This window comes from Bacteroides oleiciplenus YIT 12058 (assembly GCF_000315485.1).
GTDB lineage: Bacteria > Bacteroidota > Bacteroidia > Bacteroidales > Bacteroidaceae > Bacteroides > Bacteroides oleiciplenus.
This window is the reverse complement of sequence record NZ_JH992948.1, coordinates 15,436-29,469: the sequence shown is the minus strand read 5'-3', so window position 1 is coordinate 29,469 and position 14,034 is coordinate 15,436. Positions and strand designations below refer to the sequence as shown.

The 14,034-nt window shown below is 47.7% G+C and carries 14 protein-coding genes and 2 pseudogenes; 10 read left to right on the top strand and 6 right to left on the bottom strand.

All coding sequences use genetic code 11. The features are described from left to right. The first annotated feature begins 1 nt into the window (after position 1). The 3 genes from HMPREF9447_RS26940 to HMPREF9447_RS26930 all read left to right on the top strand — a co-directional run bounded on the left by HMPREF9447_RS26940 (position 2) and on the right by HMPREF9447_RS26930 (position 1,914). A complete protein-coding gene (locus HMPREF9447_RS26940) occupies positions 2–607 on the top strand; it encodes an RteC domain-containing protein (protein ID WP_004293872.1) in 606 nt (201 codons plus the stop codon). Between the two features lie 103 nt (positions 608–710). After that, positions 711–1,190, top strand: a complete 480-nt coding sequence (locus tag HMPREF9447_RS26935; protein WP_004293873.1) for a Panacea domain-containing protein — start codon at positions 711–713, stop codon at positions 1,188–1,190. After that, positions 1,159–1,914: a hypothetical protein gene (locus HMPREF9447_RS26930; protein ID WP_004293874.1), complete on the top strand. Its 756-nt coding sequence runs from the start codon at positions 1,159–1,161 to the stop codon at positions 1,912–1,914. Before HMPREF9447_RS26935 ends, HMPREF9447_RS26930 begins: the two co-directional genes overlap by 32 nt. A 52-nt stretch (positions 1,915–1,966) precedes the next feature. Here HMPREF9447_RS26930 and HMPREF9447_RS26925 read toward each other — a convergent pair. The 6 genes and pseudogenes from HMPREF9447_RS26925 to mobA form a co-directional block, all read right to left on the bottom strand. Beyond that, positions 1,967–3,055: pseudogene (locus tag HMPREF9447_RS26925) on the bottom strand (TraM recognition domain-containing protein); the annotation flags it as partial. 121 nt (positions 3,056–3,176) lie between these two features. Beyond that, positions 3,177–4,829 carry a group II intron reverse transcriptase/maturase gene (ltrA, locus tag HMPREF9447_RS26920; protein WP_005647529.1) on the bottom strand — a complete coding sequence of 551 codons (1,653 nt, stop codon included), beginning with the start codon at positions 4,827–4,829 and terminating at the stop codon, positions 3,177–3,179. Positions 4,830–5,593: 764 nt separating this feature from the next. Next, positions 5,594–7,246, bottom strand: a complete 1,653-nt coding sequence (ltrA, locus tag HMPREF9447_RS26915) for a group II intron reverse transcriptase/maturase (protein ID WP_005647529.1) — start codon at positions 7,244–7,246, stop codon at positions 5,594–5,596. Between the two features lie 640 nt (positions 7,247–7,886). After that, positions 7,887–8,810, bottom strand: a pseudogene (locus tag HMPREF9447_RS26910) (YWFCY domain-containing protein); the annotation flags it as partial. A 30-nt stretch (positions 8,811–8,840) separates the two neighbouring features. Beyond that, positions 8,841–10,088 carry a conjugal transfer protein MobB gene (mobB, locus tag HMPREF9447_RS26905; protein WP_004348454.1) on the bottom strand — a complete coding sequence of 416 codons (1,248 nt, stop codon included), beginning with the start codon at positions 10,086–10,088 and terminating at the stop codon, positions 8,841–8,843. Then, complete coding sequence (gene mobA / locus HMPREF9447_RS26900) at positions 10,067–10,495, bottom strand: conjugal transfer protein MobA (RefSeq protein ID WP_004291488.1); 429 nt, start codon at positions 10,493–10,495, stop codon at positions 10,067–10,069. Before mobA ends, mobB begins: the two co-directional genes overlap by 22 nt. Before the next feature lie 173 nt (positions 10,496–10,668). On the opposite strand from mobA, the gene HMPREF9447_RS28870 reads away from it, so the two are divergent. From HMPREF9447_RS28870 to HMPREF9447_RS26870, 7 genes are all read left to right on the top strand, one after another. Next, positions 10,669–10,890, top strand: coding sequence for a hypothetical protein (locus HMPREF9447_RS28870; RefSeq protein WP_167549140.1), 222 nt, complete (start codon positions 10,669–10,671; stop codon positions 10,888–10,890). Positions 10,891–10,915: 25 nt separating this feature from the next. Beyond that, positions 10,916–11,167 (top strand): hypothetical protein, encoded by a 252-nt coding sequence (locus HMPREF9447_RS26895; RefSeq protein ID WP_044138798.1) that lies wholly within the window; start codon positions 10,916–10,918, stop codon positions 11,165–11,167. A 36-nt stretch (positions 11,168–11,203) separates the two neighbouring features. Further along, positions 11,204–11,965, top strand: coding sequence for a ParA family protein (locus HMPREF9447_RS26890; protein WP_004304276.1), 762 nt, complete (start codon positions 11,204–11,206; stop codon positions 11,963–11,965). A 2-nt stretch (positions 11,966–11,967) separates the two neighbouring features. Next, a complete protein-coding gene (locus HMPREF9447_RS26885) occupies positions 11,968–12,408 on the top strand; it encodes a DUF3408 domain-containing protein (RefSeq protein WP_004291503.1) in 441 nt (146 codons plus the stop codon). A gap of 2 nt (positions 12,409–12,410) precedes the next feature. Then, on the top strand, positions 12,411–12,764 hold the full coding sequence (locus HMPREF9447_RS26880; RefSeq protein WP_004291505.1) for a DUF3408 domain-containing protein: 354 nt from the start codon (positions 12,411–12,413) through the stop codon (positions 12,762–12,764). Between the two features lie 16 nt (positions 12,765–12,780). Next, the gene (locus tag HMPREF9447_RS26875; protein WP_004304280.1) at positions 12,781–13,509 is read left to right on the top strand and encodes a hypothetical protein; all 729 of its coding nucleotides are present in this window, start codon (positions 12,781–12,783) and stop codon (positions 13,507–13,509) included. Positions 13,510–13,710: 201 nt separating this feature from the next. Then, positions 13,711–14,028, top strand: coding sequence for a DUF4134 domain-containing protein (locus HMPREF9447_RS26870; RefSeq protein WP_002560983.1), 318 nt, complete (start codon positions 13,711–13,713; stop codon positions 14,026–14,028). The last annotated feature ends 6 nt before the right edge of the window (positions 14,029–14,034 follow it).

The window sequence follows — 14,034 nt, the reverse complement described above, 5'->3', positions numbered from 1 at the left end:
CATGAATTATTTCTTGCTGGCGGAAACCGACTTTTTCCGCCTGATAAACGAAGCCGGTGACTGCAATATGGAAACGGCATACACGGCTTTTGCCACCCAAGTGATCGAACTGTGTAACGGTAGCATGGACGCGAACCTTACCGTCATCGCGCTTGCCTACATCGAAATCGAGTTGCAGCACCATCCCGTGCGCAACCTGTCAGAAGAAAAGAGAGAGATTGCCGCCTATGTCAGCAAGGCCCTGTCTTTCGTGAGGAAGATGCAGAAATTCCTTGCCACGCCCCAAGTGCCGCCACTGATATCCGCCAACAACACAACAGAAACCGCCACCAGCCTCCTGCAATGGACGGGCAATGCCATCGACCTCGTGGAACTTATCTACGGCATCGACGAGATGGGCTGCATCAACAACGGCAACATGCCGCTCAAACAGCTTGCCCCGCTCCTTTACAAGATATTCGGGGTTGAGTCGAAGGACTGCTACCGTTTCTACACCGATATCAAACGCCGGAAGAACGAAAGCCGCACCTACTTCCTTGACAGAATGCAGGAGAAATTGAACGAGAGGATGCTGCGCGATGATGAGTTGGATCGTATGAGGAGATAAAAAACAAATTCATTAGAATAAATCACATCAATTCAATTCATTATTTTGTTATATTAGAAAAAGATATTAACTTTGCATTGAAATTGATATAGTCATAATTCAGATGAACTCAATACACGATATAACAGACTACATTATCTTACGAGTAAAATCGGAAGATAGATTTGCGTCTTTAATAAATTTAAAGTTGCAGAAGTTATTGTATTATGTTCAAGCATGGTCTTATGGTATCAATAAAAAACCTATGTTTGACGGCGAGTTTGAAGCATGGATTCATGGTCCGGTAAATCGAGAAATCTACAATCGATTTAATTCTACAAAATATCTCTATTCAGAAATCAATATTGATGATTGCATGAATCACAATGTGAGTTTATCATCAGAAGACGCTGAATTCATTGACTTTATATTGGAGAATTATCTTAAATATAGCGGTGCTGAATTAGAACGATTGTCCCACAATGAGATGCCTTGGATTGAAACACGTGGAGATTTAAATGTAAATGAGCGTTGTGACAAGGTTATTACTCCAGAACTAATGATTGAGTATTATGGGAAAAAATGGGAAACTATTAAATCTTAATTCAGATTCTCCTAAATACGGAAACAAATCATTAGTTACCAAAGAACAAGAAAATGAGTTAAAGAGAAGGAAGATAACTTTTTCCTTCTCTTACTTTAAGCAGATACCTAATTTTCAGATTGGAGAGTGTTCTAAGGGATGGCATATTGGGCTTCTTGAACGATTAGGTGCTTTGGGTACTATGACACCGCAAGAAGTATTAGAAGAAAATAGAGGTAGTATTGCATTAAGATGTCATCCAATAGATTGGAGTGCTAAAAACATTCCTATTCAACGAAAAGATTTAGATTGGCTACCAAAAGAAATATTGGACAATGAGACAGATTTTCCAATAATGCAATTTTCGATAACAAAAAGTACGGGGCGTATTGTAGGTTATTTTGATCGGGATTCTTCTATATTTCACATAGTATTATTAGATCCTGAACATAATATACAACCGGCAAAGAAAACTAATTATCAAATACAACCAACTACAAAAGGGTTATCTCAATATGATGATTTATTAAATAAGTTGGAACGAATTAAAAGTATCGTATCAGATTGTTCTGATAAAAAGTGCAAATTGCATTCACATATTAGTGTTATAGAAGAATTACATGACAATATTGTTTATATAGGACTTGATAATGACTTCTATAGCACTTATCAAGAAATCTTAAAGAAAATTCCATTGCAAAAAATTTTGGAAAACGGAATCTTAGTAAGTATGGATAATGCTTAAGTTCTAAAAAAATGAAGAAAGGTTTATGGTAAGCCTTTCTTCATTTTTTTATTTACTTCTGCTGCAACAGATATTTCAGGTTATCATCGCCCGCGATGCGCTCCAGTTCCTCCTGCACAATCTGCTTCACCTCTTCCTTGATACGCCGGTAGTTCGCCTGCACCGTTTCTTTCATGCGGTCGTTGCCGTCCTCGTCCGTGAAATCGGTAATGACCGGAATTTTCTTGTAGGCACGTTCCTCCCGCTTCACCTTCTCGGCATCCACCACAATCTCGCAGTGAAAAATTTTCTGTTCGATACGTTCGTTGAAGTTGTCGGACACCGAACCGACAAACATTCCCTGCGTCAGACCGGAAATCTTGCTCGGCGGAATGAGCGCATCCATCTGCGTGTTGATGGAGGTGGAAACATCCTGCCGGTTGATGGAGATAGACTGCCGTTTCTGCAACACCTTACCGAACCGTTCCGATAGTGTCTTTGCCGTTTCACCTACCACCTGCCCGGAGAAAATGTTACCGACCGTATTCATCACCACTTTCGCCTCCTTATCACCGTAGTCGCGCACCAGCTGGCTGAAATCCTGAAATCCCAGACACACGGCAACCTTGTTGCTTCGGGCGGTGGCTATAAGGTTGTCCAACCCCTTGAAGTATATCGTGGGCAGCTCGTCGATGATGACCGATGACTTCAGCATTCCCTTCTTGTTGATGAGTTTCACGATACGGGAGTTATACAATCCGAGAGCCGCCCCGTAGATGTTCTGACGGTCGGGATTGTTGCCCACGCATAGGATTTTCGGCTCTTCGGGATTGTTGATGTCCAGCGTAAACTCGCTGTCCGACATCACCCAATAGAGCTGCGGGGAAATCATCCTCGAAAGCGGGATTTTCGCCGACGCTATCTGCCCCATGAGCTGCTCCGCAGCCCCTCCGAGCCAAGCATCCATGAACGGGGAAAGGTAGTTTTCCAGCTCCGGGTAAGAGGTCAGTATCGGGAAAATATCCTCGTAGCGGCGGTTCAAAAACTCGATGGCATGGGGAAACGTGCAATACTTCCCGTTCTGATAGATTTTGAGATACCAGATAATGCTGGCAAACAAAATGATAGGTGACTCCACGAAGAAGTCGCCCTGCTTTTGCACATCGGGTAAGTCAAGGGCATTACTGCCCCCTTCTCCCCTAAGAACCGTACGTGAGAGTTTCCCCTCATACGGCTCAAGCAACTCAATATTTCTATTTGTTGTTAGAAATCGGCTCATACTTTCAACAGTTTCGTTTATTTCGCTTGTAGCAGTTGTTATGGACAAGTTGCCGTACAATTGAACCACCAACAGATATTTCATTGACGTTCCATGCTTTTGTACAATCTATCTCCTTGCCGCATAACGGACAAGTCCGCTTCTGCTTGTTCCATAAATATAAGAGTGACTTACGTCCTTTGAGAGATTCCAGCATTTGTTGCTCCTTTCGCTGAAAGAAATAATCATCATATTCCGGGTCGAAAGGGTTTGCCTCCCCCTTGACTTGCTTGTACGGAGTATAATGTATATCCGACAACCTTTTAAGGGTCAGGTAGTTCACTTTCTTGCTTTTTGTTTCATATTTCCATGCAAACGTCCATTTACGCCCCCGAATTTCATGCCAATACTTATCTGCAACCCAAGACTTGCGTTTCTTTGGGTGGCGACGTAAAGCCCATTTCTTTGTGAGGTTGTAAATGTGATTGTCGCAACCGTGAAAAGCATTGGTTGATGCACCATATCGGTAATAGTTTCCCCAACCTGTTATCACAGGATTGAGCATTCGTATCAGCGATTCCTGCTTACACATTTTATGTCCTTTAACGATGTCACTGATTTTTGCCCTAAAGCGTTTCTGTGCATCTTTGGACGGAGATGTGTACAGCCTTTTGCCGAACTTCCTTACATTGAAACCTAAGAAATCAAATCCATCGTATATGTTCGTAATGGTAGTTTTCTCTTCGGATAAGGTAAGACCCCTTTCTTTGAGAAATTCTATCACCATTGGTTTGACCTCGTTTTCCAATAATTCCTTATCTCGACCTGTGATTATAAAGTCGTCCGCATACCTGATAAGATTCACTTTGTAGTGGAATGTCTTATAGTTGATGAAACGTCTTTTGAATCTTTCAGCCAAGAGTGGTTGAAGTCCGTCAAGTGCCATATTTGCAAGTGTCGGTGATATGATACCTCCTTGTGGTGTACCCTCTTCTGTCGGGAACAGTTTACCATTGAATACAGCTCCACATTTCAGCCATTTTCTGAGTATTGTTTTATCCATAGGGATATTTTCAATAAGCCAGCCGTGACTGATGTGGTCGAAGCAACCCTTAATATCTCCCTCCAAAATCCATTCGGGGGAATGCTGGCGATTTAGAACCGTATCAATCTGACGAATTGCGTCCATTGTCCTGCGCTTCTTTCGGAAGCCGTAAGAAAAACGGTCGCCTGTCGTTTCGGCTATCGGTTCCAATGCCATGAGATATAATGCTTGCATCGCCCTGTCTTTCATGGTCGGTATTCCCAACGGTCGGAGTTTACCGTTCTTTTTCTTGATGTGAACCCTACGGAGCGGCTGTGGATGGTAGCCACGACGTCTAAGTTCACCGATTGCTTTGTACTTGCGCTTGGGAGAGTCCCAAAGCTGTTTATCTACTCCAGACGTATTCTTCCCTTTGTTGGAAGTAACCCTCTTTACTGCCAATGCCTTGGCGTAAAAAGAGTGGGTAAGCATCCACTGCAAGGTTTTCACCTTGTTATGTCTGCCTTCTTTCTGAGCCTTTACAATACGCGCTTGTAGCTTTCGGACATAGGTTTCACACTTAGACCAGTTCATACCGTCCCAAGTCAGATTCCTGCTGTCAGCAGGCGCACACGATGTTTTAATCTCGTTCATTTGCTTTCCTCCTTTTGAAAGTTCTAAAAGTTATCTTGTAAAGAGTTACCATATACGGAAGTCTGCCCACTTTCGTGTCGGATGATGTTACCCTCATTAACTCGTGATGTTGGTTCAATCCGTATCCTCCCCATTACAGGGCGGCATTCGCTTTCTCCGTTATCTCATACCTGCACCCCATTCGGCTTGCCTTGCGGTTCGCTTACTCGCATTATTACGAGAGAGATACAGGCTTGCCCTGTTCCACGCAATTGACAAACGGATAGTTTAGGTTCTGCCAAGTCCGCCGGCAGTGCTATGTCCGTGTAACCCCAACATGGGCGAGGGTTATCCGACTGCTTACCTTTTGGTGAGAGCTAAAGTATCTTGCGCTCCTTCAAACCTTACGACGGCTAAAGTCAGTTCACATTACGTTAACCATGCTATCCAGCCTCGCCACTCGACGGTATGATACTAACCGCCCTTGACGTTCCCTCACGGTTCAGTCTTGTCCTTTCGGAAAGTGTACTTTGTCCTATAAGCTTAGCACAACCCATCACTGGAGATGCACCTTATAGTAGGCTACCGCTGACGGAACAGCGGGTTAAATCTTGCAATATACATTGCTGTTTAACAATCAATTACGTGACTTTTCAGGTCACACATCGGGTAAGTCAAGGGCATTACTGCCCCCTTCTCCCCTAAGAACCGTACGTGAGAGTTTCCCCTCATACGGCTCAAGCAACTCAATATTTCTATTTGTTGTTAGAAATCGGCTCATACTTTCAACAGTTTCGTTTATTTCGCTTGTAGCAGTTGTTATGGACAAGTTGCCGTACAATTGAACCACCAACAGATATTTCATTGACGTTCCATGCTTTTGTACAATCTATCTCCTTGCCGCATAACGGACAAGTCCGCTTCTGCTTGTTCCATAAATATAAGAGTGACTTACGTCCTTTGAGAGATTCCAGCATTTGTTGCTCCTTTCGCTGAAAGAAATAATCATCATATTCCGGGTCGAAAGGGTTTGCCTCCCCCTTGACTTGCTTGTACGGAGTATAATGTATATCCGACAACCTTTTAAGGGTCAGGTAGTTCACTTTCTTGCTTTTTGTTTCATATTTCCATGCAAACGTCCATTTACGCCCCCGAATTTCATGCCAATACTTATCTGCAACCCAAGACTTGCGTTTCTTTGGGTGGCGACGTAAAGCCCATTTCTTTGTGAGGTTGTAAATGTGATTGTCGCAACCGTGAAAAGCATTGGTTGATGCACCATATCGGTAATAGTTTCCCCAACCTGTTATCACAGGATTGAGCATTCGTATCAGCGATTCCTGCTTACACATTTTATGTCCTTTAACGATGTCACTGATTTTTGCCCTAAAGCGTTTCTGTGCATCTTTGGACGGAGATGTGTACAGCCTTTTGCCGAACTTCCTTACATTGAAACCTAAGAAATCAAATCCATCGTATATGTTCGTAATGGTAGTTTTCTCTTCGGATAAGGTAAGACCCCTTTCTTTGAGAAATTCTATCACCATTGGTTTGACCTCGTTTTCCAATAATTCCTTATCTCGACCTGTGATTATAAAGTCGTCCGCATACCTGATAAGATTCACTTTGTAGTGGAATGTCTTATAGTTGATGAAACGTCTTTTGAATCTTTCAGCCAAGAGTGGTTGAAGTCCGTCAAGTGCCATATTTGCAAGTGTCGGTGATATGATACCTCCTTGTGGTGTACCCTCTTCTGTCGGGAACAGTTTACCATTGAATACAGCTCCACATTTCAGCCATTTTCTGAGTATTGTTTTATCCATAGGGATATTTTCAATAAGCCAGCCGTGACTGATGTGGTCGAAGCAACCCTTAATATCTCCCTCCAAAATCCATTCGGGGGAATGCTGGCGATTTAGAACCGTATCAATCTGACGAATTGCGTCCATTGTCCTGCGCTTCTTTCGGAAGCCGTAAGAAAAACGGTCGCCTGTCGTTTCGGCTATCGGTTCCAATGCCATGAGATATAATGCTTGCATCGCCCTGTCTTTCATGGTCGGTATTCCCAACGGTCGGAGTTTACCGTTCTTTTTCTTGATGTGAACCCTACGGAGCGGCTGTGGATGGTAGCCACGACGTCTAAGTTCACCGATTGCTTTGTACTTGCGCTTGGGAGAGTCCCAAAGCTGTTTATCTACTCCAGACGTATTCTTCCCTTTGTTGGAAGTAACCCTCTTTACTGCCAATGCCTTGGCGTAAAAAGAGTGGGTAAGCATCCACTGCAAGGTTTTCACCTTGTTATGTCTGCCTTCTTTCTGAGCCTTTACAATACGCGCTTGTAGCTTTCGGACATAGGTTTCACACTTAGACCAGTTCATACCGTCCCAAGTCAGATTCCTGCTGTCAGCAGGCGCACACGATGTTTTAATCTCGTTCATTTGCTTTCCTCCTTTTGAAAGTTCTAAAAGTTATCTTGTAAAGAGTTACCATATACGGAAGTCTGCCCACTTTCGTGTCGGATGATGTTACCCTCATTAACTCGTGATGTTGGTTCAATCCGTATCCTCCCCATTACAGGGCGGCATTCGCTTTCTCCGTTATCTCATACCTGCACCCCATTCGGCTTGCCTTGCGGTTCGCTTACTCGCATTATTACGAGAGAGATACAGGCTTGCCCTGTTCCACGCAATTGACAAACGGATAGTTTAGGTTCTGCCAAGTCCGCCGGCAGTGCTATGTCCGTGTAACCCCAACATGGGCGAGGGTTATCCGACTGCTTACCTTTTGGTGAGAGCTAAAGTATCTTGCGCTCCTTCAAACCTTACGACGGCTAAAGTCAGTTCACATTACGTTAACCATGCTATCCAGCCTCGCCACTCGACGGTATGATACTAACCGCCCTTGACGTTCCCTCACGGTTCAGTCTTGTCCTTTCGGAAAGTGTACTTTGTCCTATAAGCTTAGCACAACCCATCACTGGAGATGCACCTTATAGTAGGCTACCGCTGACGGAACAGCGGGTTAAATCTTGCAATATACATTGCTGTTTAACAATCAATTACGTGACTTTTCAGGTCACACCCAAGTTTTATTGAGGTTAAGCATTATCGTGTAGGCACTCTCGTAAGCGTCCGTAATATCCTCCATGAAATCCGGGTGTATGGGATTGCAACGGTGTGAGCGTCGCGGGTCGTCGAAATTGATCACATAGAATTTCGGCTTCACCTTGTAGCCCTCCGGGTGGTTCAGCAAATGGTTGTAGGCTATGGTGGACAAGTCACTGAATTTGAAGTCATATACATACATCGAGAAGCCCTTTTCAATCTGTTGCTTGATAAAATTGTTTACCACGGCGTATGACTTGCCGCTGCCCGGCGTACCCAACACGATGGACGCACGGAAGGGATTCACCACATTGATCCAGCCATTGTTCCAACGCTTTTTGTAATAGAAGCGTGTGGGCAGATTGACCGAATACTCGCTTTCGATGAGCCTCGTTTCCTGCATGAAACTCTCATTCTCGTTGTTGAAAACATCCTCCATCAGATTGTGTTTCAACAGGCGGCTCATCCACAGCCCGCCCATCAAAAGACAGACATAGCCCGTGCCGATGGTAAGGATATACAAGCCCGTCACCGCTTCAACCGGCAGCGGCAGAGCCAGTATCCACCAGTTGAGGAAAAACAGCACGAATCCGGCGGCGAGTGCCGTCCATATTCTTCCCCAAGTGATTTTCTCGCCCTTGACCCCTTTCGTACCCAGACAGGACAGGGCAAGCAGCAGGACGGCAAACAGTTTCGTGTACAGAATGGAATGGAACAGCCCCGCCGTGCGGTCGAAGTTCAGAAGGATTTTGTCCACCACACCGATGTTCACGCCCCATAGCCGGATGGCTTCGTAGCAGAACCAGTACACGTTCATGACCACTAAAATGATACTCACGGCACGCAGAAAATCCATGATTTTCGCCAATGCCCTCAAATCGTCTTCTTGTTGTGACATACATTGATTTTTTAATTGTTGATACTCCGATTACAAACCCAAGCCCTTGCGCTTTTTCTTCTTTTTGCGCTTCATCGCCCGGATGAAAGCCTCTTCCTCGGCATCTACCGCCGGACCTTCGGGAGTGAGCAAGCCCATTCCGCCCGATACGTCTTCACGGTCGTATGCGGTCTGTCCGTGTGCCTTGTCCGCAGCATCCATAGGGATGGATAACGGTATCGGCGGTTGTCCGGCGTATGGCAGGGTGAAGTGTTCCTGCAAGGCATTCGCCGAAAGCTCCTTGCCCATGCGCGAACCGTTCAGCACACTCCCCGTGCGGTGGTCGATGAAGGTAGCCCCGTAGATGCGCCCTTCCTCCGTGTAGCGCAGTACGGTGTCGATGCCCTTCTCTTTAAGTTGGGAAACAAACCTATCCTTGTCATAAGTGCCTTGCAGCACGGAAAGAACGGTACGTTTCGTCATGTCTGCCAGTTTCCTGTCCTTAATCTCCGATCTGGAACGTACAAACTTCTTCTGCATGGCTTCATAGCCTGCGGACTTCCCGAAGAGCGAGGACTTGAACGGGTTGCCCACCTTGTTGCCCCTGCCGTCCGTGACGGAATAGACCAGCCCGTGATATTCCCGTCCGCGCACGTTACCCCTCGCTTCCTCCACCGTCAGGTTATAGATGGAAAGGAGCGCACGGTATTCGCCCATCGTCTGGAAACGGTACTGCCCGTTCAGAGCTTTCACGGTGTTGCCTACCTGTTTCTTCACATCGCCTGCCGATGCGTCCACCTTGCTTAGCGGCGTGTCAAGACGGCGGTTCCTGCGCTCCGCATCGTGCAGCCCGTATTTCTTCTCCAGCTCACGGGTGATTTGTTTGCTACGATAGTAGTTGTTCTTGTCGCTGATACATTTCCCGTTCTCGTCCACCCGAACCGTCACGATGTGCAGGTGGTGGCGGTCGATGTCCTCGTGCTTGAAAACAAGATAAGGCTGGTTGCCGAAACCGAGTTTTTCCAGATACTCGCGGGCTATATCCTGCAATTCCGCATCGGTCAACGCATCCTCCGGATGCGGGTTGAGCGAAATATGCACCACCGGCTTCTCCACCTTCATCTGTGGCGGCATGAAGGTGAGAAAACCCTCCATCGCCTTGTTGATGTCCACCTTTCCCGAACCGTCATTGTAGATGCGGTTGGTCGTAAGCAACCGCCCCTGCGCCTCGTTAATCTTCTCCCCGTTATAGGCAATCGCGCCGTACAACGAGTTTCCTACACTGATTTTTGCGACCATTTCGCCTCCATTTCCCTTGAAAGTTCCACAATCCGGCGGCTCAGTTTCACGAGTTCGACGGTGTGTTGCTCTAATTTGTAGAGCAACGCCATCGCCTTTTTCTCTGAAAAATGCAGCCTCAGTTCCTTCACGACTTGGTTGTAATTCGTACCCACGGCACGGAACTGTGCATGAAAATCCGACAGTTTGGTGTAATAGTCCACCAGCGTCTTGTCCACCTTAAGCACCTTGAACGGCTGTCCGAAGAAGTGCGCCTTGAGGAAAACCGACCGTGCATAGACACCCGATTTTCCGAACATGGCGAGGAAACGGTTGTGTTCCTCCTCATTGAAACGGACGGTGTAACGGTACACCGCCGGATCAAGTTTGGGATTTCTCCCTGATTTGCTTTTCCTTTTCTCTTTCATATTACTTTGGATTTAGCGGATTGACGGCATAAGCCGCCGCTTCGGATTACAGCACCGCAGTTTTGAAAGGCTTCCCGACTTCGGAGGGAAAGCCCGCCCCCTGCAAGGGCAAGGCGTTTTCCGGGATGCTCAAAATATTTTGAGCGGCTGAAAACATACCTTGCTATGTTCAGGTGAACATAAAAATCCGTCAGGGGACGGATGGGAAGATACCTTTCAGGACTCCGGGCCGCGCACCATCGGCGAACCCTGCTGTCCGGGGGCAAAGTTACGCCCTTAAAGCTGTATTGGACAGATGCTTGACCCGGTCAATGACTGCCAACCGGCGCAACGTGCTGCCACTTGCCGGAGAAGTGATACAGGTTCCAAAATATACTTGTTTATTTGCAGCATGATTCAAGAAACGAACGATTTGAAAATATGAGAAAAGGAACATTCAAATACCCGGAAATCCGCTTCTTCGGATACTTGCCGAAACGGATACCCGAACCGTCGGAAACCCGGTTCTCCGACAATTCGGTGACGTATGGATTCAATGACTTCATGACGCAGTGTCGTCATTCATCACTTGTTCGCCGCACCGCTTCACCACAGAACCGGATACGCGATGACCCGCCCATGTGTCTGTTCACTGAAGCGGATAATGTAGCAACCAAATCCGCATATAAATAGAAAAAGAAATCTTCAACAATTAAAATAAATGGAACTATGAGTAAGGAAATCTTCGTTGCATTCGCAACACAGAAAGGTGGCATCGGCAAATCCACTGTCACGGCACTTGCCGCCAGCTACCTGCACAACGTGAAAGGCTACAATGTCGCCGTCGTGGACTGCGACGACCCGCAGCACAGCATCCACGGGCTGCGCGAACACGAAATGGGGCTTATCGACAGCAGCACCTACTTCAAGGCTCTCGCTTGCGACCATTTTCGCCGGATCAAAAAGAACGCCTACACCATCGTCAAAAGCAATGCGGTGAACGCCCTCGACGATGCCGAGAGGATGATTGCCACTGAGGACGTGAAACCCGACGTGGTGTTCTTCGACATGCCCGGCACACTCCGAAGCAACGGCGTGATAAAGACGCTCTCGCAGATGGACTACATTTTCACTCCGCTGAGTGCCGACCGCTTTGTCGTGGAGAGTACCCTGAAATTCGTCACGATGTTCCGCGACAGGCTGATGACTACCGGACAGGCGAAAACAAAGGGGCTGCATCTGTTCTGGACGATGGTGGACGGCAGGGAGAGGAACGACTTGTACGGCATCTACGAGGAAGTGATAGCCGAAATGGGCTTTCCGGTACTTTCCACCCGCTTGCCCGACAGCAAGAAGTTCCGCCGTGACCTTTCGGAAGAGCGCAAGAGCGTTTTCCGCTCCACCATCTTCCCGATGGACACGGCACTGCTGAAAGGGAGTGGCATCCGGGAGTTTTCCGAAGAGATAAGCGACATCATCAGACCGCAGTGAGCATGGGCAGCAGGAAAGTGAACACGGAAGGCATCGACGAGGAACTGCTGTTAGCCTCCATCGGGCGGCGCACACAGGACGGGACACTGCGCCCCGCACAGGAAGTACCCGCAGCTGCACCGACCGAAGAGGACACCGCCGCACCGGAACCATCTCCTGTGCAACCCGTAACACGGGAAAAAGCGCAGAGGGAAAGTGGACGCCGGAAAAGGCAGGACGAGGACTACAACGAGCTATTCCTGCGCCGCAACGAGATAAAGACCCGCCAATGTGTCTATATCAGCCGTGACGTCCACGGCAAGATCCTCAGAATCGTGAACGACATCGCCGGAGGGGAAATCTCAGTAGGCGGATATGTGGATACCGTGCTGCGCCAGCATCTGGAACAGCACAAGGAGAGAATCAACGAACTGTACAAGAAACAACGTGAAGATCTGATTTGAAAATGGAAAAAGAAATGACACCGAATGAAAAAAGACCACAGCAAGACTGCGGAGGTATGTTTACCCAAGTGCAGGCGAGTGTGGAAATACTGTCGCCTGTCCCGGTAAGCGGCAAATGCAGTGAGAAGGACTATGAACGCCTGTTCATCCGCGACCCGGAAGTAAAGGCACGTGAGGGGAAGATGGCGTATGTGCGCCCGGAGTACCACGAGCGTATCATGCGTATCACCCGTGTAATCGGGCATGACCGGCTTACGCTGTCCGCTTACATCGACCATGTGCTGACGCACCACTTCAACCAGTGCGAAGATGCGATAAAGAGCCTTTATGCCCGAAATTACAATTCAGTATTCTAACCAAAAACGGAAGGATATGAATTACACAATCAGCATGACAGACATTCTGCTGGCGGTATCGGTCGGCTGCAACCTCTGGTTCCTGTTCCTGCTCCTTTACGAGCGCATCATGGACACGCGGATTGTCCGCTTCTTCAAGGGCATTGTCGGATTATGGCGGTCACTGGACGGGAATGAGGCTAAACGCATAGCGGCACACGAGGAAGTCCCTGCGGAAAAGGCGGACATCATCGGCAAGAGCCGTTTCAGGATGGCATCCACCCGGACAACCGCTGCCATACCGACGCAAGAAGCCGCCACTATTGAAAAAGGCATTGAGCTGTCGGAGGAAGAGGCTACTTTTGACGACGGAAAAACGGGAAACGCATCCCGCCCGGCACAAGTCCCGGAGGAAAAACTCGATGAGACCTTCACGAGCATACCGCCGGAGGAACTGGGATACGGGGACGACGAACCGGAAGAGGACGCCTCGGACACGCCACGGGCTTCGGGCAGCAGCTTTGACGAGATTGACGACGCCTGCAAGACCGCCAAAAACCCGGACGCGACACAGGCGGAACGTGAAAAGGCGGCTAAGGTGTTCACCGACATGGAGGGCACGGAGTTGTACGAGAAAATGATGGAAGGCTCTTCGGAGATAGGCATCCGCATCAAGGGGCTTATCGAGATTCGGCTGAAGAAATCTGAAAAGGAGTTCGTCGTGCCGGACAACATCGAGGAGTTCGACATTCGCAACTATGTATGACAACAATAAAAGAAATGAACATGAAAGAATGACATCAACCCACGCGGCGAGGAAACGCAAGGCGCATCCCCATCCGCAACGGACACGCCCACGTCCGTGGAAACAAACGGGCATCCACTAAAACCAAAGTAAAGAAACAAAGTATCAACCGCCCGACAAAGGACCATCCACCCTTTTGACGGCAAAAAACAAGAACAGTTTATGAACAAGAACATCTTGAAAAACAGAAAAGCAATCCTCTCCGCGGCACTTGTCATCGCCGCAACCGCCTCCGCTTTCGCGCAGGGAAACGGCATCGCGGGCATCAACGAAGCCACCTCTATGGTGAGTTCTTATTTCGACCCCGGAACTAAACTGATATACGCCATCGGTGCAGTCGTCGGGCTTATCGGGGGCGTAAAAGTGTACGGCAAGTTTTCATCGGGCGACCCCGACACCAGCAAGACAGCCGCCTCGTGGTTCGGCGCGTGCATCTTCCTGATTGTTGCCGCCACCATCCTGCGCTCATTCTTCCTTTAATAAATA

What these genes read in the sequence shown, in the direction of transcription:
- HMPREF9447_RS26870 (WP_002560983.1), top strand. Translation starts at nt 13,711, where the DNA reads ATGAACAAGAACATCTTGAAAAACAGAAAAGCAATCCTCTCCGCGGCA.
- HMPREF9447_RS26930 (WP_004293874.1), top strand. Translation starts at nt 1,159, where the DNA reads ATGGGAAAAAATGGGAAACTATTAAATCTTAATTCAGATTCTCCTAAA.
- HMPREF9447_RS26880 (WP_004291505.1), top strand. Translation starts at nt 12,411, where the DNA reads ATGGAAAAAGAAATGACACCGAATGAAAAAAGACCACAGCAAGACTGC.
- ltrA (WP_005647529.1), bottom strand. Translation starts at nt 4,829, where the DNA reads ATGAACGAGATTAAAACATCGTGTGCGCCTGCTGACAGCAGGAATCTG.
- HMPREF9447_RS26940 (WP_004293872.1), top strand. Translation starts at nt 2, where the DNA reads ATGAATTATTTCTTGCTGGCGGAAACCGACTTTTTCCGCCTGATAAAC.
- mobB (WP_004348454.1), bottom strand. Translation starts at nt 10,088, where the DNA reads ATGGTCGCAAAAATCAGTGTAGGAAACTCGTTGTACGGCGCGATTGCC.
- ltrA (WP_005647529.1), bottom strand. Translation starts at nt 7,246, where the DNA reads ATGAACGAGATTAAAACATCGTGTGCGCCTGCTGACAGCAGGAATCTG.
- HMPREF9447_RS26935 (WP_004293873.1), top strand. Translation starts at nt 711, where the DNA reads ATGAACTCAATACACGATATAACAGACTACATTATCTTACGAGTAAAA.
- HMPREF9447_RS26885 (WP_004291503.1), top strand. Translation starts at nt 11,968, where the DNA reads ATGGGCAGCAGGAAAGTGAACACGGAAGGCATCGACGAGGAACTGCTG.
- HMPREF9447_RS26875 (WP_004304280.1), top strand. Translation starts at nt 12,781, where the DNA reads ATGAATTACACAATCAGCATGACAGACATTCTGCTGGCGGTATCGGTC.
- HMPREF9447_RS26895 (WP_044138798.1), top strand. Translation starts at nt 10,916, where the DNA reads ATGAGAAAAGGAACATTCAAATACCCGGAAATCCGCTTCTTCGGATAC.
- HMPREF9447_RS26890 (WP_004304276.1), top strand. Translation starts at nt 11,204, where the DNA reads ATGAGTAAGGAAATCTTCGTTGCATTCGCAACACAGAAAGGTGGCATC.
- mobA (WP_004291488.1), bottom strand. Translation starts at nt 10,495, where the DNA reads ATGAAAGAGAAAAGGAAAAGCAAATCAGGGAGAAATCCCAAACTTGAT.